Source organism: Pseudomonas sp. W22_MBD1_FP4 (genome assembly GCF_052113765.1).
Lineage (GTDB): Bacteria > Pseudomonadota > Gammaproteobacteria > Pseudomonadales > Pseudomonadaceae > Aquipseudomonas > Aquipseudomonas sivasensis.
This window is the reverse complement of record NZ_JBGQOI010000013.1, coordinates 159162-174830: the sequence shown is the minus strand read 5'-3', so window position 1 is coordinate 174830 and position 15669 is coordinate 159162. Positions and strand designations below refer to the sequence as shown.

The window sequence follows — 15669 nt, the reverse complement described above, 5'->3', positions numbered from 1 at the left end:
GCTGCTGCGGCAGTCGTCGCAACATGGCTTTTACGGGTGTTCACAACGGCCAAAACTCGAACTCTGCTTGCGAATATTGCGGCGGTGACGGATACCACGCGGTCCCACGTACCCCTGGCATTGACTGCGAGCCTTGCAAGGGCACCGGCAAACGCGGATCCGCATAGGCAAACAACGATGACCTCTATGGCCACACCGAAGCGTCAGCCCTATCCAGCAAGCCGGATCAAAGTCGGTGCCGTTCTCTATCGTGCATATTCAACCTTTGAAAATGGAAAGGCTAAGACAGGCTTTGAGGAATGGATTGTCCGGAATATTCGGGCACGACGGAACTCTAAAACAATTTGTGGTGTTCGCTTAGCAGGCCGTGGAATTGTGGTTCCCAAAGTGGTCAACCTCGCCATGAAGACTTTTGGAACCTGGGGCAAACTTTCCGGAAAAGCGGGTGATTTCGGATGGCTGCCTAACATATGGAGCGGCTACCGCCGTCAGTTTAAGGTTGGCGCAGATTTACCGCTTGGGATCTACACAACCAAGCGGGCAGCTCTTGCGTTTGAACTAGCTGAACAGGTTGATCAACTGGCCTCGCTTACTGATGACATAGCCAAAGAAACGGACCCGGAAGAACTGCTTCTCCTCAAGGCCGAACTCCCCGAAATAGCCGCGCAGGTGGCAGCGCTTCGGCGGCGCGCGAAAGCGCTCATCAATAGCAAGGCAAATCTCGACCATGCGGTGACATGAAAGTCACCTGAGCGGGGTCGCAACTTTGAGGTCGGCATCAATGCCTATTTTTCGTCCAGGCGCCTGGCTAACAACTGCTGTTGGTTGCCTGGCTCTTATGACAGTCATTTTGCAGTGCGTGGAAGTCGCTAGTGATCTAGTTAGCGGGGTCACCACCACGACCAATAAATGGGGGCCGAGGCATACGTATGCGATGTCTGGCGATGCCACCAAATACTGGGCAAATGTGATCTCTCATATCCTGGGAGTAATCGTCCTCGGGCTAGTTGCCGTTGGGTGCTTCTGGCTTGCACGGTTGGAAGCAGACGTGACTAAAAGCACGGGCAAGAGCGCGCCTACTAAGCCCACCACCAAGGTGAAAAAGTAGTCGCTGCGGTGCGCGAAAACCTCACCGCCATCTCACTTCAAGTCGCTGGCACAGATGTGCAGCCCCTCCCCCTGCTGGAAAACTTCGTTAACCAACTATGGACGGGGGGAGGCCCAACGTTTCAGAGGTCATTATTACTAGTGCGGCGAGCACCATAGGCGGCCCAAAAGGGCAAGCGGATGACTTGCGTCTGAACCAGAAATAAATGAGTGCTGAAGCTACGCCTAGCCCCCCGCTGATCATTAGGAACGTTGGTAGAGCGGTTAGCCCCAACCAAGCCCCAGCAGTTGCACACAGCTTCGCATCCCCCTCCCCTACACGTGGTAGCCAGCGAAGAAGGCAATAGCCAACAGCGGCCCCTAGGACGTGCCACTGCAAATCCCTCGGTGCAGTTACGGCAACATAGATCAGGCCAGACCATAAGAGCGGCTGGACAATGCTGTCGGGAAGGATCATGTGTTCATGGTCGACTATCGCAGCGGCAGTCAGGCCGTAGGCGAAAACCAGTAGAGGAATAACATCTGGAAGAAACCCCTTAACGGCTATAGCCATGATCGTCTCTGCAACGCAGATAAAAACGATCAGAAGTGATCGTCGGTCTGCGTCGCGCCGTAGGATCAGCATAGGGGGCGGGGCAAGGAAATCGCCGGCGATACCCAAACAATCACGCGCCTCGATGCGCATGAAGTAGTTCCAGCGCAACGGTATCTGCAAGGTGTACGAGGCGATGATCCATCCAACGCCACCGCCCAAGCAAATTCCAGTCAATACAACTCGCCAAACATATTCCATGGGGTACTACCGAACAGTTGAGAGGGGAGCAAAGGAGGGGTCACTGCGCGCTACGGCATGTCTCTCAGAGCTTTGTTGACCTTCTCGGCGTAGATGATCTGACTTGCCTCGTTTGGCGAGTTATAGGCCCCCACAGCCCGCCATGTGAGGCCGTGCTTATTAATCTCCTTGGCCAAGATCCATGCCCCAACGTAAGCCGAGGTGCATGGGTCGTAGAGACTCGCCTTGGTGATTCCAAACTGAGCAAGAGTTGGTAGCCACCAGTCGTTGATTTGCATCAGCCCAGTATCACCAGTTCCGTTCTTATTCGAGTTCCTGGCGCTGGGATTAAAGGCGGATTCTACCTTGGCGACAGCTCGCAAAAGCCTCAAGTCCACACGGTGCAGATTGGCTGCATTTTGCAGGCATTGATCTACAGCTGGGTTAGGCGGTACCGGAGCTGCAACAGCTAAACTGCCAGCAAAAAACGCCAAGCAAAATAATGTGGTACGAGCAGCTAGGGGAATGAGTTTCAAAATCGTCATGACAGCTACAGACCTCTACGTATCACAGCGAGCGGCAGCCCTGCATAACCAACGCACGTGCATTCGTCGTTGCTGGCGTGATGACCACACGCCCACCTACGATAGATACGCCCTGCGCTACTCGGATGGAACTTGAAGGTGTGGATTGGGTGGTACCGCTAAAAGTACCGCTGACATCAACACGGCCACTTGCACTCACATTACCGGAACCAGTGATACCACCGGCAAGAGTGCCCGAGACGTTGATATCAGAACCGCTCATGGTCACATCTGCGTTCTGAAGAGTGGCGAATGAAAAGGGGGCACGATTCGCACCAGGGCAGACCGGATCAACCACTGTGGCGCCGTTTGCGAGCGTTTGAGCTGCCATCAGCGTGTAGCCAGTCAGCTCGAACCATTGGCCTCCTACGCATTGAACAAATGTGTTGGCGCTGCTGGTTGCGTACGAGCCAGGTGTAGGGCACGCGCTACCGGCCGCTACCGCTGTGTTAATGGTGAGCCCTTCATCAGTCGTAATCTGTTTGGTAACCGACAGAGCATCCTTCAGATAAATGTGCCTCGTATCGCCCTGGCGGACGAACTGAGGGAATAGGTTGTCAGTCAGCGAGGCCAAGACGGCAACATTGCCCGCGCTTGCGCCTGGGATTCCCAAGCTTGCACTCGGGATGCTGAACAGCGGACCTCGCATCGTGCCTGGTACCAAGCTATTTGTTCCACCGTAGCCATCAGTAGCTATGATGACCGCGCCAACCAGACTTGGATCCGACTGCCAATTCCCAGGTGCAGCCGGACACGTCGCGTTGTTCACCGCCCCCGAGGGTTTCCCTCTTGAAATCGGCCAGCAGGTGAACGCATACGCAGTTACGGCACAGTCCGCACCAGGGCAAGTGCCAGTTCGCAAAATGGTGACATGCACTGAGCGGCCGAGCGGCGGCGTATTAGGAAAAGAATCGGGTAGAAACTTCGAGCCTTTGAGGTCCGCAACAGAAATAGTCGTTGAAGCGCCTGCAAATGTTGCCCACGCCGGCGCCGCTGGGTATGTCCCAGGTGGCGCTGTACTCGTGTCCACCAGAGTGAACGTTTCCAGGTGCTTGGTGAGCGCTGTGAGGGTCGCGCCGCGCACCTGGGAAAGGTAGCGGCCGGTTGACTCTGCCGCCGACTCATACACAGCCGTGGACCACTTCCCCGATCCCCATAAATACAGCATGCCAGTAAGCAGAATTGCCACCATCACACTGATCATTGCAAAACCGCGCTGTCGCTTGGCACGGTTCAGGAACTTGGGTGAATTGCCCACGCTGGGTATTCCTTTCTTTCGTCGCGATTAGCGGATTGTGAAGATGAAGGTGTTGGTGTCGCCGTCAGCGCATTGAGCGCCAGCAGTACCTGCTACATAACCAGCAGAAACAGTCTTGTCGGTATCAGTGATTTTTACTGTCTTGCCATTGATCGAGATGTCATCCACGGTTCGCTGGAGTGCAGTGGCCAAGCCAGGACATGCTGCCGCGTTCACGTTGTTGAATGTGAGCGCGAACGAATCCCCAGTAGTAGAAATAACAACGGTGCCATTGTTGCCGCCGCCAAGGCCATGGCGCACCACAGTGCCGCCTGTACCCTCACCGGCGATGGTCCCGACCTGCAAACTGGTGCCTCGTACAGAGCGGGCAAAATAGGCTTGGGTGAGGCCGGTGTAAGGTGTTGTACCGGACCCCGAGTTGCTTACTTGCACGCGGGCAATAAAACGCTGGGCCTCTTCAGCGACGGATGGAATCGCGCCTTCGACGATGTAGTCCTGAATTTTGGGAATCCCCCAAACGGCAAGAATGCCCAGGATCATGATGCCAATGCCGATGGAAAGCAGGTAGTTACCTTCCTGCTTCTTTTTCTTAGCCAGGTACTTCATACGGGTCTTACTCCATGAGTTAAAATTAATCATTGTGCTAAAAACATTTGCAATGCTTTTCGCATATCTTCAGTTACCGCCATTTGCCAAAACATGAGCCAACTGGACAGTACAATCGATGACATCAGGACAACCCAGCTCATTACAACGCTCTGAGCAGTGATTTTTTTCAGGACACGCTCTTTCAATCGATCCCTTACAAATTCTAGAGCATCTTCAAAACCTCGCGCCTCAATCAAGTCGGCGATATACCACTCCATGGTTTGATCCATGATTCCCGTGGCAAATAGCTCAGGACCAATCGAGCCGCGCTTGATGTATTGAAGCATCAGATCAATGTGATGCCGCTTCCATCTAGACGCACCTACAGTTTGCATTTCGATTGCATCAAGGAGCACGGTTGATTCGTTTCCCCGCCTCTTAATCATGGCTGCTAGAAATGAGAGGAACCGTATGCTTTGAAAGTCTCGATAAAGACCCCATGCCATACCGTATTTATCTAAGTAACGGCGTGACCTCCCAGTAACATTCGACAGCGACCATGCGCATCCATAAATAGATGCCGCAAAGAAAAGAACGATGAATGCCCAGTAATCCCCAACGAAATCAGCGAGCGAAAAAAAACTAACTGCACTTGCTGGATAGTACTCAGGCGGTAACATTGAAAAGGCTGCAATCAATTTTGGCACAATATATGCCGGCATCAGGATAACAAATAGCACCAGCATAGCAAGGCAGGCAATAGCCACTGCTGAGGTAGTGATTACAATCGCCTTTGCCTTGCTCACCAACTCAGTATTGGCAGCTAGATCGCGCAAAGCAGATTCAAGGGCTGTTTCCCCACCAGAATCTTGCAGTGCTTCAAGAGCCGCTACATCTTCATCAGGTAATGTTGTTTGGAACGTTTTGGAGAGACTCCCCCCACAACGGTCAAATTGAGTTGCCCAGTGGGCTGATAACTTCCCTCGTGCTGAAGTCTTGTACCTTTTTGCATCGCTCAAAAAAATATCGAGGAGAGATTTCTTCCCTCTTGTACCCTCAATCACGTCAGCAAGATAGTAATAATAATCCGCACGTTTCGAGCGGAAAATGAATGCTGCAATTCGAGTGTCCAGCGACACAGCAGACGTTGTCTGCACCCCAAACAACGCCCCCAAATAGCTTGTTATTTTTTTAAGGTAATCTTTAAAGGCCATGACTACCTCACGCTCTGCTTTTGAATCAATTCGATTGTCTCGAACGATTTCGTCTTACCTTCAATGTCGCGCGGATCAAAGGTGCCTTGCAAAGCCTTATAGATAGCGCACTCAACAATCGTTTTATTGGTCATGTCGGGATCGTCAAAAGCAGCCTTTGGCAATCGGTCCAAGTGTTCTTGGAGGCCGAGCATATCGCGCGCTTTAATTTTTCGCAGAACCTCACGATCAATAACTGGCTCAATCATTTCCGACACCGAGTCACGCCCGAGATAGCCGTTCAGCAGTGGTAGTTCGACGTTGTTGCAATGCCGGCAACCTTCCACGCTACGGACTTTCATTTTTAGCGCGTCAATTTGGTAGAGTTTACTGATTCTGCCGAAATACTGTTTCCAGTAATCGCTAGTACGCGTACGTCCCATCCTATCAATCCCGCCTTCCGTTGTGAGAATTTCAGCAGAAGGAGCGCAGTGTTTGCAGAGCTTTGGGATCAGTGCTTGATACACAAGTAGATTTAACATGCCTGGAGACGAGAGGAAGTCTGAAGACATACCAATCATCTCCGAGTACAACTTCTCGGGGATTTGCATTGCAGATGTAGCGTGAGTCGTTGAGTAGAGGTTTGTACCAGAGGCAATAATATCACTGCATGCTGTACCGGTTTTCAAGTCGCGGATTTCACCTAAGTAGACGTCATTTGGTGCGGACCGCTTCAATGTCATCAGCTTTGCTGTGAATGGATCACCCTCAAGGTCTTCAAGGGACCGAGTCACTGTGTTTTGAATAACATTGGGAATGATCAGCTCAACCGGATCTTCTAACGAAATTATTTTTCGCGTAGCGGGGAGCAGCGACAGCAGACTCGCAAGAGAAACCGTCTTACCGGAACCTACTACCCCGGAAAAGATGATTGCCCCCCCCTCACAACGTTGTGCTCGCTCAAAGGTTTCAATCTGCGAGGGCAGGTAGCCCAGTTGATCCAAAGGCTTCTGAACCGATTTGGCGTCGACCTTAAGCAGCCTAAGTGTCACAGACGTAACCCTGTCAGCGGCCATACCCGACCATCGCCCCATAACAGGGCCACTATCGAGAGTTACTTGTACTCTGCACTGCGTTTCTGCTTTTTTACTCAAGACGGCGCCTGCGCCGCCCTCGTTTGACTGCCAGGCAACATTGAGGATCTCTTCCATCCGTTTAGACGCAATTTTCCAACGTGCGGGCGCCATGTACTGCCCGTCAATTGTGAAATTAATCTGGGATAGAGGCTCAGTATCAGAAACATTCAGTGTGACGTCAGATGCATTGTTATTAATTCCCCAAGAGATAATCTCCCGGAATGCATCCTTGTACGACGATGCTTCCTCTTTAGCGGCAACGGCACCGTCGGCGTTAGACTTCAACGTACGCAGTGTCAGAAGCAACGTTGGTGACACCGTAAAAGTCAGAGGCTCAGCTTTTTGCGAGCTTTGACTTCTGCAAGAGTCACGGGCACTGTCGAGTAAATCGGACAACGCGTAGTCTGGGGTAGTCAGAATTACCCAGCTCCCGTCTACCAATATGGCTGGACAGAATTTGGTTGAGTGAGCGTCACCAACAATGTCGGACCTGAGTTTGTCGATTCGAGAAGGCAGTGCGACAGTAAGCTCATCAACACTAGTGTACTCGCGCTTTAGATCGCGCTCGTTAGAGCCGATACGAACTTCGGCAATTGCGGGCCGCCCCTTTAGCACGGCGCTGAAAGTGTTCATGGATGCTCCTACAGCGCCGATTTGGCGAGACAGACTTTTCTTGGCGCCCCAATAGAGTCGGACAGTGAAATACACGGCGCGCTGATGTTCACTAGCCGGAACCGGAAGTCATCGCCAGCACCAACAGGAAGCTCAAAACCTTTTTTATACCGATAGCGGCTTCCATTTATTTCAATATCTGCCTGCAAAACATTTCCAACTCCAAAGATCCCGAGCAAATCAATTTGGACAGGGGGCTCAGGTTTTTTTTGAGCTTCTTTCTTGCCTTCCTGGCTCGCCATTTGAGTTTCTGGGTTGCTGGATAATCTGCCGTACCCTCCTTTACGTTGCTCTTCAAGGAGTAGGCGTTGTTCGTTAATTAGTGCGCGCTGAGCATCAATAGCGAGCATTTGCTCAACAGTGCGTGGCACTACGACACCCGCAGCACTAGACGAAAACGAATCCGGATCAGCAAAAACGCAATTACTCATCAACGACGAGCCGGCGAAAAGCAAGATCGCAACTTGGTTTTTACTTAACATAAGTTTCCCCTATCAGCTCAGCCATAAAGATGCTGTCACGCATCGAAGGTGCCAAAGCCCGATCTTCCACCGAAAAATGTAAACTCTTGATAACCGTTTCGTCAGTAATCGGAAGCACTGTTAAGGAGCGCAGTGGTCCGTTAAACGTGAACCGTTGGATGCTTGGAATCTCGATACCAACTGTATTGTCTTTAGGGTACGGAACCTGTATTGCTTCGTTTCGGCCTTGTGAGACTTGAACCACGGTTGGATTAGCAATTACTACCTTTAACGGTGGCAGCAGTTCCACTTTGCGATAAGTCGGCAGCACACGCTGTAACAGACTGATGTAATTCACGCTGAAATCACCCACTTTTGGTATCGCAGCGCGAGCGAGTGGGAATCGTGTTGCTTTGACTTCCCAGGTAGCTACCGCTGTAGTGAGTCCATCCCAACCTGCGCTCCAACCTTGAGGTAGATTGCTGGTGAATGAAAGATTTGTTGCATTCACCTTCCTGAAATATCGCGCCGTGCAGGACCATCCTCTTGCAACTTGTTTGCAAGTACTTTCGCTCAGTTTCCAGTGCCCCACCTCTAGTGGGATTCGCCCCATCTCTGCATATAAATCCGATAGACCGCTCTTTCCGTCAGTTTTTATGGTTCTCGCCCACTCGTCTAGCGAGGTTTTCCATTCAGCATGGGAGTCTACAAATTGTCCGATATCCTGCTCGCGCAGTTGTCGGAGTTTGTACTTTTTCCAGTGACCCCAGCCAGTATCGATAAGCATTAAACAGAGCAAAAAGCCAACGGCTACCTTTACCGGTGTTGGGATTTTCTCAATCAGCGACTTAACTGGTTGAAGTTCCGTCGAGCTATTTAGGTAGTGGTTCAGATCTGTTTCTGAACCAGAGACCAATAGCGCATTCGAATGTCGCCTTTTGAAATCGTTTACAATTTCATCAGCTTCATCAGCCGTGCAGATTACGTCAGTGCCTTTGCTGACCATCCCATCATGGGAGCCGACAACCCAAAACTTCCCCCCCCGAACTTCCTCGCGCGCGATTACCGCCCCGGTTGGGTGGCTTATCGCGAAAATTGCCGCCGCCGAATAGAACTTGCGTGGGACCTTGGATTTTTTCTCAGGTGCAAGCTGAATCGTGCCTACTGCTGCCGACTGCGAGCTAGCTGCAACAAAGTGAGTTGCCTTTACAGCGACAGCCTCTTTCTGTGATTTGCTCGCCAGACCGGAACCAATTAGCGGCTTCCATTTGATTCCGCCGATCACAAGCCAGGCATTCGGCCCCAGCTGCTCGATGTTCACGTCAGTCATTGGTTACTTCTCACTGACCTTTGCGGTTAGAACGAACACCGTTACGCGCTTGGCGTTTTTCGTGACGTCAGATCCACCAAAAAGCATAGGCATCGAGCGGTCAGTGCGGGCTTCGTCGTAGCCTGACGTGTCGACAGTGGTCGCGCTGATCACATACGGCTGACCGCTACGGACCACCGCGTTGCGTTGAAGAATGTCGCTTTCCGAAGTGGGCGACTGAACATAACTTCCGTCTGGTAAAAACTGCTTGGTTATGACTGGCGTCGGCGTGTTGTCGAATTTGACATTCAGATTGATGTCGCCGTCCGAGTACGCAAACGGTACTACCTGGATGATCCGCCCAGAAACCTCTTCGGCCTGGGTCACGGTGACCGTAGGCCGATTCACATCGGAGTTCGATTGCGTCTGCTCAAGCTTATCGATGTATTTCTCACGACGCGGACGACCGGAGGTTGCTGAGGTACCGTTGAGGGCGCCGAAGCTGTTAACTTTTCGGTCTACGATTTTGCCAAGGCGAGCAAGGGCCTGCATGGTCACCGACGAACCCTTCCATGGGCCATCACCGGCCGTAGCGCCGATGGACAGGGCCGCGCCCTCCTGCTGGATCAAGCTATTGAGCCCGTTGATGTTCACCGAGCCACCGTTGCTGTTGAACGCCACGTTCAATCCAACACCGGTGTTCGAACTGGAGTTTTCTTCGATGGTGATTTCTTCGAACACAAGATCGATGCGGCGCTGGCGCATCGTGTTCTCTTGGCGCACGAAGCTATCGATCTGATCAAGCGCGCCTTTGGTGTCTGTCACCACCAGCAGTCCACCAGCGCCGGTCGCGATCCGTCCAGAACGAGTCATGAACTGGCCGATCCGATTAATCATCAGTTCCATTGGGCCAGCTTTTTGCTCAGGCACGTCGAGGTTTGCCTTCGACTTGCTCGCCATGCCGCTATTGCTCGCGCTATCCACCCCGCCAGTCAGATCGACAGACATGAGTGAGGACGAAGATGACTCCGCCCCGCGAATTTCAAACGTTCGGGTTTCGGTGCGGTAAAAAACAATCGCCGCAATCTGCTCGTCGAACTTCCAGTAAACGCTTCGGCGCATTGCGATTGCATCTAGCGCCTTTGCAAGCATTTGGGGCGGCTCTTTAGCTGCACCTTTGGACGGAGCAGAACTTACTGGAACGGACGTCGGTGTCGAAACGATCGGTTCCGAGCCCATCGGTGTGCCGAGCCCTGGCAGCGGCGAATTGAGGTTCAACGGAACCTGCGATGGCTGCATAAGACCTGGCATGTTCATGCCCGCGCCATTTTGGTTCTGGCTCAATTCCAGTCGCGGCATAAAAGATTCAGCTGGAAGCAAAGCATCCGGCATCACCTTGACCGGAATACCGGTGGCATCGGTGATCCGGTCGGCGATCATGAGCAGGTCGCCTGAGTCGCGGAAAAGCAACGTCACATCGACCATGCCGCGAAGCGCTGGAGGGAGAGTTACTTCACGGGCCAGGGGAATGGCTTTGCCTGTGATGTATGGCCGCGCGACGTCTTGAGCAGCGCGTTTTGCGTCCAGTGTCACACCATCGAGATTACGACCGACCTGGTCATATGTGCTTCGGCCCATATCATCGTGCAGCCTGTCTGTTGCTCGCTTGTCATTCCAAGTAGAACAGCCAGATGCGATAAGTGCTGCTGCCAGCACCACAACAGGCTTTAGGGTGAACTTTCTCAAATCGTTCTTCATTACCGAGCACTCATCCGGTCGCACATCTCGTTGATTGGAACAACACGCACGACGCGGTTGGAGTAAAAGCAAGGCTGAAGAGGTGTTGCACCCAGCTCAGTTGTACTGATCAGTTGCCGAGTGGCTGTTTTGAAGTCACCAGAGAAACTGGCGCCAGCAGTGATAGGAATGTCGACTGGAACAGCCCAGTGCTCTGGCTCGAATGTCCAGCCAGCTGCTTTCGTCCAGCCCTTGAGGGCTTCACGGATGGTTTTGTCATTGGGCCCTACCTTCCAGGTTGGGATGGCAGGCACAAATGGTTTGGGAGGTGCGACGGCTACCGTGGCGGTCGTAGATGTCAAAGCCGCAGAGTTGGGTGTAGTACCGACCACAACAGTGGCCGCGTTTACCGAGGATGCGGGCATGCTATGCGTGGTTGTTATGCTGGTATTACCAGGAGCGGCTAAAACAACTGCTCCGCTTGGCAACGCTGCTTTATTGGCGCCTTGGGCAATATTGCCGGCCGCACCGCTCGGTTTGGCGGGCTCAGGGATAACGCGCAACTGGCGGGCCTGACTTGCCATGCTTGGACGGCCCTTACTGAGCATAATGGTCTTGTCATACCAGTCGATATGCCAGTGGAGCGCATAGCGCTCGCCGATTTGCTTCAGCACGTCAGGCCAAGTTCGGCCACCGGAAAAACTGATACGCTCAGGTACTTCTTTTTCGGTCAGCGTGTTATCGCGATACTGCTGCCAGCCGGAAGGCAAAATCATGCTCATAGCATCGACAAAGGGCAGCGAGTCGCCAAAGCCAGCAACCAATCCAGGCTCACCGGATCCGCGCTGAGTTACAGCCGAGTAGGCGAGGTCAACCATCAGTTGCGCATCTTTGTACTTGGCCTGTTTAGGGGCCATGCTGGCGCTAGGGGCTTCAAACGTCGCGCGCCCCTCGGCATCGTAAGGCTGAAACTTGCCCATTTGGCCGCGCTCAGTGCTGACGATATTGCCGTCGTCCAGGTAGAAAGCGCCGAACGCTGTTGAGGATGCTACGGTTGCCGCAAGGAGCGCGGTCGCGATTAGGCTGCGCTTCACAGGCAAGCTCCTTCACCAGCAATACTTAATTTTCGGGCTTTCATTCCAGCTCCAACCTCTCGTTGAAAATCTTCGGCTGAGTCTCACCCAGGCGCTGCGGTTGGCAGACCGCGTGGTTACCGTTTGTGTTTATGCTCGATCTGGTCAGCTTTGATACGACAGGCTTGTGTGCTTACCGCTGAGTAGCGGCATTGACCTGTGGCGATCAATCAGACAAAGAAACGCTGGCAGAGCGAGCTAGATATAATAATACTGTACATAGCCTGTAATGGTGTCAAGAAATTCGCTTAAGAGCAAAGAATCTCGTCGAATCAAATTAATTTGGTTGGTGATATGCCAGGTAGGTGCTGTCAATTTGCGACCAGTGACCATCGGAGTGATGGTCATGACGCTTCTTATGAATACCCGTTTTCGCCACTCGTGTAGGCTTGAAATGAAAAAAAACGATACCCCTGTCGAGCTTTGTGCCGAAGCAGTTGCTCTACTGAAGCAACACGAGACCATGAGGCTTATGCATGGCGATACTCCCCCCCCAAAGCTCCAGTTGCTGATGGATCAGATGGCAATGACCGCAGAGAATCTCGCAGGCGAAGCTGGGGCCTTAGCCGCTCGACTTGGCATGGCTAATCAGACTCCGGGGCCTGCCCAGAAAAGCGTGGTGCTCACCTCTGCATTTAGGGGTAGCTACATTCTCGAAGAGCAATTTCTAAGGGCTTGATTGTGGCGCCCTCCCCCCTGGCTAATCACCTTCGTGTCGACGACTCAATTGAGGGCCGTGCTTCAAAAGGCAAATTAATTTGCTGATCATTATGATTTGCATATATTGTTTCTCGTGAAGGCCGGGTCAACACCAAGGCCAATACCGGATCCCGATGATGAAACTACCCCGTCGCTGCGCTTTACTCTGCCCGACTACCCACCCTGCTACCAATGACTCCAGCTCAGTTATCCAAACGGAAAATGCAGGTCTCCCATGGCATTAATTCGAAGCGCGTGCCTTACCTCTGGCGCCAATTGGGTTAAACCTACGCCTACAGAGATTCGCGCTCTTGTGAAAGCGGTAGGCTCCCGTAGGGGCACTAATCTGACAGGCGCAGACATCGCTGAACTACTCGGAATGGGAGCTACCGGCGCCAGGACTTTTCGAAAGTGGGCGGGTGGCGAGACAGATATTCCATATGCGGCTTGGGCGCTTTTGTGCGAACTCGGCGGATTCGGACTGATTTGGCGAGCGGGCGAAAAGCAACCTCTCCTCCAGGCCTAGCCCTGAAGATGAGCGCATCAAATTCGGTAATGCACCAGGCTCAAGCTCATCTTGCTCTTAGGTCCGCTGCGCGGGCTTGAAGCGGGTAAAGCAGCCTAGAGCATAGTGACGACAAAGGAATGAGGCGGCATGAAAGTGATCAAAGTAATTGAGACCAGAGCAGCTGGAGCAGATCACCAGGTTGTGACTTTCGAATCAAGCACTGAGGGCGGTCGGTGCTACCGACGTAAGCCCTGCAAGAAGTGTCCGTGGCGTAAGGATTCTGTTGGCGAGTTTCCAGCGGAAGCCTTTCTACATTCTGCGCGAACCGCTTATGACATGGCCCAGTCTGTTTTCAGTTGTCACAGCACCGGAACGGACAAGCCTTCAACGTGCGCCGGCTTCTTGATGCGAGGCGCAGCCCACAACCTCTCCATCCGACTCTCCTATATCAGGCGAGAGATTGGTGACGACCTGGACGAAAATGGTCATGAATTGTTTGAGTCGTACCGAGAAATGGCTATAGCCAACGGTGTCGATCCTGACGACCCGATTCTGAAACCATGCAGGTAAAGTAGGGCGCGCGGAAACCCCAAAAAAGTCATACAGACTACAGATAAATATAGACTGGTATATATTTAGGTGTATACTTAAGCCTAGACTTACTAATTGGGGTTATTCCTATGCTTAAGCATGTTAATGCCGTTGCCACCCGTCTTTGCGGCCACTCTGCGGTGACCGAGTTTTCCACTCGCCGCTCGGATCAAGCCAAAGACGCAAGCTATGCTCGTGGCTCGATTTGCTTCGAGTGCCGCGTAGAAATCAAAGAGCTGGTTCAGCCACGGGAAAAGGGCTTTCACCGCCTTGCATTGCCATCGCTAGTAGGTGCCACCCCGCGACAAATCAGTTACGCCAATACCCTGCGAATCAAAGCCATTCGCCAATTTGGCCCAGTGATGGCTCATCTCGCTACCTCCGAAAGCCATTACGCAAAGATCGCACTTGCCGCGTACGAGATGCTGTTCAAAATCACCAGTGCGGCATTTTGGGCGAAACATACTGAATTTCCGTTTGACGCCAGTTGGGTGACTTCTGAAATTGAATCTCTGCTGCAAAAGCGACCTGTATCGGTCAACCCGCCATGCCATAACTCAGCTTTCAAATACTGGATGGACGTAAACCCCTCGGTCGTCACCATTGCCCGCGCCAGCTTGCCAGAAGCCCTCGCCGGTGCCGCGCCAGATCAGCGCCCCGCTATCGAATTAAGCTCTCACGCCTGAGCGTGAGGGCTCCACTACTCAAAGGCCGGCGGTGAGTCGGCCTTTGCCTATGACGCCCGCACAACGCTCCATAGGCGGCTTGATGGGCGCGCCGAGCCAAGTAGCTTGGCGATGATCATTCCTCCATAAACTCGAAGGTCGCCCATATGACGCAAAACAAAGTCGCAGAACCAAAGACAACCCCGTTTTTTGCTTTCCAAGAAGCCGCAATACAGAGGGCGTTTAGTTACGTCGCCACTTTCGCGCCTGAGGTGACCAGCGTTTCGTATGACGAGGAATGTCGTTGGTGCTTCATGGATCCCACGGGTAAGGCCGTAGTTTTCCCCCAGTTCGGCGAAGACGGCCAGGTGCTGGATGTATCCATTCTTGAGGCAGCAGCGGACGTAGTGGACTTCCCTGCGACGTACCATCGCCGACAGTAAGGTCGAGTCACATCGCTTGCAAAAAAGGGCCTGAATGGCTCTTTTTTTGTTTACGGTATTTGGTGAATTTAAATTGAGTCGGTATATAGATATCTGTATACTGAATTACACATTAAATGTGGCTCTGCCATTTTGAAATCCAGCATCTATACAGGCCTTGCATCATGAATACTTCGAGCGTGAAGTGCATCAACCGCCCCTTCACCTTCCTGCGGGTTAGCGCTGGTAGCGAAGAACTCAGTGTCGTGATTGAGTATCGCGGCCGCCCGTTTGCTGTGACGTTCGTCGAGGATGATTGTGGGTTAAATCCGGATGAAGTTCAGGACGTTGAGTGGACAGAGGATGAGCTTGCCGCCTTTAGCCGCGGCGAATGGATCTTCCACCATTTACGCGTTTCTGCCTTGGATTCTAATGACGATGCTCTAGAGGTTCTTGGCATGGACCTTAACGCTTGGGAGTCAACCTTTCCTAGTTTTCGCAACCCCAACGATATGATTTATCAGCTTTGCGACAAGCTTTGCGACGATCTTGACGCGTGCCGCTTTCCTTTGAGGCTTAGTGGGTTCTTCGTTGATCAAAATGGCGATACGCGTGATCTTAAACAAGTGGGCAAAGATTACAGCTTCCTAATCGACCAAGCCTGTAAGTGGGTTCACGTGTGCGACCGAAACAATATGTGCTTCTTAGTGGCCGTTATGTACCCAACCCTTCAAGACGTCGCCAAGAGTGGCCTTGTCGTAAACTTGATCAGGTAAGGCGCTACCTTGAGTGCTTGCAAAGCCTGTCCATCACCCGCCCACCAATGTGGCTTTT

At 52.5% G+C, this 15669-nt stretch carries 16 protein-coding genes; 6 read left to right on the top strand and 10 right to left on the bottom strand.

The annotated features are described in order from the left end of the window. The first annotated feature begins 186 nt into the window (after positions 1-186). Positions 187-741 carry a hypothetical protein gene (locus tag ACEN2T_RS18125; RefSeq protein ID WP_442117251.1) on the top strand — a complete coding sequence of 185 codons (555 nt, stop codon included), beginning with the start codon at positions 187-189 and terminating at the stop codon, positions 739-741. A gap of 454 nt (positions 742-1195) precedes the next feature. Here ACEN2T_RS18125 and ACEN2T_RS18120 read toward each other — a convergent pair whose 3' ends face one another. The 10 genes from ACEN2T_RS18120 to ACEN2T_RS18075 all read right to left on the bottom strand — a co-directional run bounded on the left by ACEN2T_RS18120 (position 1196) and on the right by ACEN2T_RS18075 (position 11911). After that, positions 1196-1660, bottom strand: coding sequence for a prepilin peptidase (locus tag ACEN2T_RS18120; RefSeq protein ID WP_442117279.1), 465 nt, complete (start codon positions 1658-1660; stop codon positions 1196-1198). A gap of 290 nt (positions 1661-1950) precedes the next feature. Beyond that, the gene (locus tag ACEN2T_RS18115; RefSeq protein ID WP_442117250.1) at positions 1951-2424 is read right to left on the bottom strand and encodes a lytic transglycosylase domain-containing protein; all 474 of its coding nucleotides are present in this window, start codon (positions 2422-2424) and stop codon (positions 1951-1953) included. A gap of 22 nt (positions 2425-2446) precedes the next feature. Beyond that, the gene (locus tag ACEN2T_RS18110; protein WP_442117249.1) at positions 2447-3721 is read right to left on the bottom strand and encodes a type II secretion system protein; all 1275 of its coding nucleotides are present in this window, start codon (positions 3719-3721) and stop codon (positions 2447-2449) included. A gap of 27 nt (positions 3722-3748) precedes the next feature. Further along, positions 3749-4327, bottom strand: coding sequence for a type 4 pilus major pilin (locus ACEN2T_RS18105; RefSeq protein ID WP_442117248.1), 579 nt, complete (start codon positions 4325-4327; stop codon positions 3749-3751). Positions 4328-4356: 29 nt separating this feature from the next. Then, positions 4357-5523 carry a hypothetical protein gene (locus ACEN2T_RS18100; protein WP_442117247.1) on the bottom strand — a complete coding sequence of 389 codons (1167 nt, stop codon included), beginning with the start codon at positions 5521-5523 and terminating at the stop codon, positions 4357-4359. A gap of 2 nt (positions 5524-5525) precedes the next feature. Further along, entirely contained in the window at positions 5526-7271 is a 1746-nt protein-coding gene (locus tag ACEN2T_RS18095) for an ATPase, T2SS/T4P/T4SS family (protein ID WP_442117246.1), read from the bottom strand. An 8-nt stretch (positions 7272-7279) separates the two neighbouring features. Continuing rightward, a complete protein-coding gene (locus ACEN2T_RS18090) occupies positions 7280-7792 on the bottom strand; it encodes a hypothetical protein (protein ID WP_442117245.1) in 513 nt (170 codons plus the stop codon). Then, complete coding sequence (locus ACEN2T_RS18085; protein WP_442117244.1) at positions 7782-9101, bottom strand: hypothetical protein; 1320 nt, start codon at positions 9099-9101, stop codon at positions 7782-7784. The genes ACEN2T_RS18090 and ACEN2T_RS18085 overlap by 11 nt, the downstream gene beginning before the upstream one ends. 3 nt (positions 9102-9104) lie before the next feature. Next, entirely contained in the window at positions 9105-10838 is a 1734-nt protein-coding gene (locus ACEN2T_RS18080; protein WP_442117243.1) for a hypothetical protein, read from the bottom strand. Beyond that, positions 10838-11911: a TcpQ domain-containing protein gene (locus ACEN2T_RS18075; protein WP_442117242.1), complete on the bottom strand. Its 1074-nt coding sequence runs from the start codon at positions 11909-11911 to the stop codon at positions 10838-10840. Before ACEN2T_RS18075 ends, ACEN2T_RS18080 begins: the two co-directional genes overlap by 1 nt. A 385-nt stretch (positions 11912-12296) precedes the next feature. Between ACEN2T_RS18075 and ACEN2T_RS18070 the strand changes: the two genes are divergently transcribed. From ACEN2T_RS18070 to ACEN2T_RS18050, 5 genes are all read left to right on the top strand, one after another. Next, positions 12297-12629: a hypothetical protein gene (locus ACEN2T_RS18070; RefSeq protein WP_442117241.1), complete on the top strand. Its 333-nt coding sequence runs from the start codon at positions 12297-12299 to the stop codon at positions 12627-12629. 675 nt (positions 12630-13304) lie between these two features. Further along, positions 13305-13727 carry a DUF6283 family protein gene (locus tag ACEN2T_RS18065; protein WP_442117240.1) on the top strand — a complete coding sequence of 141 codons (423 nt, stop codon included), beginning with the start codon at positions 13305-13307 and terminating at the stop codon, positions 13725-13727. A gap of 110 nt (positions 13728-13837) precedes the next feature. Further along, a complete protein-coding gene (locus ACEN2T_RS18060; RefSeq protein WP_442117239.1) occupies positions 13838-14434 on the top strand; it encodes a hypothetical protein in 597 nt (198 codons plus the stop codon). A 293-nt stretch (positions 14435-14727) separates the two neighbouring features. Continuing rightward, positions 14728-14856 (top strand): hypothetical protein, encoded by a 129-nt coding sequence (locus ACEN2T_RS18055; RefSeq protein ID WP_442117238.1) that lies wholly within the window; start codon positions 14728-14730, stop codon positions 14854-14856. Positions 14857-15020: 164 nt separating this feature from the next. Continuing rightward, positions 15021-15611 (top strand): hypothetical protein, encoded by a 591-nt coding sequence (locus ACEN2T_RS18050; RefSeq protein ID WP_442117237.1) that lies wholly within the window; start codon positions 15021-15023, stop codon positions 15609-15611. Positions 15612-15669: the final 58 nt, after the last annotated feature.

Bases quoted from the DNA above. Each gene is read 5' to 3' on its own strand.
- ACEN2T_RS18120 (WP_442117279.1), bottom strand. From the start codon at position 1,660: ATGGCTATAGCCGTTAAGGGGTTTCTTCCAGATGTTATTCCTCTACTG.
- ACEN2T_RS18095 (WP_442117246.1), bottom strand. From the start codon at position 7,271: ATGAACACTTTCAGCGCCGTGCTAAAGGGGCGGCCCGCAATTGCCGAA.
- ACEN2T_RS18065 (WP_442117240.1), top strand. From the start codon at position 13,305: ATGAAAGTGATCAAAGTAATTGAGACCAGAGCAGCTGGAGCAGATCAC.
- ACEN2T_RS18085 (WP_442117244.1), bottom strand. From the start codon at position 9,101: ATGACTGACGTGAACATCGAGCAGCTGGGGCCGAATGCCTGGCTTGTG.
- ACEN2T_RS18050 (WP_442117237.1), top strand. From the start codon at position 15,021: ATGAATACTTCGAGCGTGAAGTGCATCAACCGCCCCTTCACCTTCCTG.
- ACEN2T_RS18125 (WP_442117251.1), top strand. From the start codon at position 187: ATGGCCACACCGAAGCGTCAGCCCTATCCAGCAAGCCGGATCAAAGTC.
- ACEN2T_RS18115 (WP_442117250.1), bottom strand. From the start codon at position 2,424: ATGACGATTTTGAAACTCATTCCCCTAGCTGCTCGTACCACATTATTT.
- ACEN2T_RS18090 (WP_442117245.1), bottom strand. From the start codon at position 7,792: ATGTTAAGTAAAAACCAAGTTGCGATCTTGCTTTTCGCCGGCTCGTCG.
- ACEN2T_RS18080 (WP_442117243.1), bottom strand. From the start codon at position 10,838: ATGAAGAACGATTTGAGAAAGTTCACCCTAAAGCCTGTTGTGGTGCTG.
- ACEN2T_RS18100 (WP_442117247.1), bottom strand. From the start codon at position 5,523: ATGGCCTTTAAAGATTACCTTAAAAAAATAACAAGCTATTTGGGGGCG.
- ACEN2T_RS18060 (WP_442117239.1), top strand. From the start codon at position 13,838: ATGCTTAAGCATGTTAATGCCGTTGCCACCCGTCTTTGCGGCCACTCT.
- ACEN2T_RS18070 (WP_442117241.1), top strand. From the start codon at position 12,297: ATGACGCTTCTTATGAATACCCGTTTTCGCCACTCGTGTAGGCTTGAA.
- ACEN2T_RS18105 (WP_442117248.1), bottom strand. From the start codon at position 4,327: ATGAAGTACCTGGCTAAGAAAAAGAAGCAGGAAGGTAACTACCTGCTT.
- ACEN2T_RS18055 (WP_442117238.1), top strand. From the start codon at position 14,728: ATGGATCCCACGGGTAAGGCCGTAGTTTTCCCCCAGTTCGGCGAAGAC.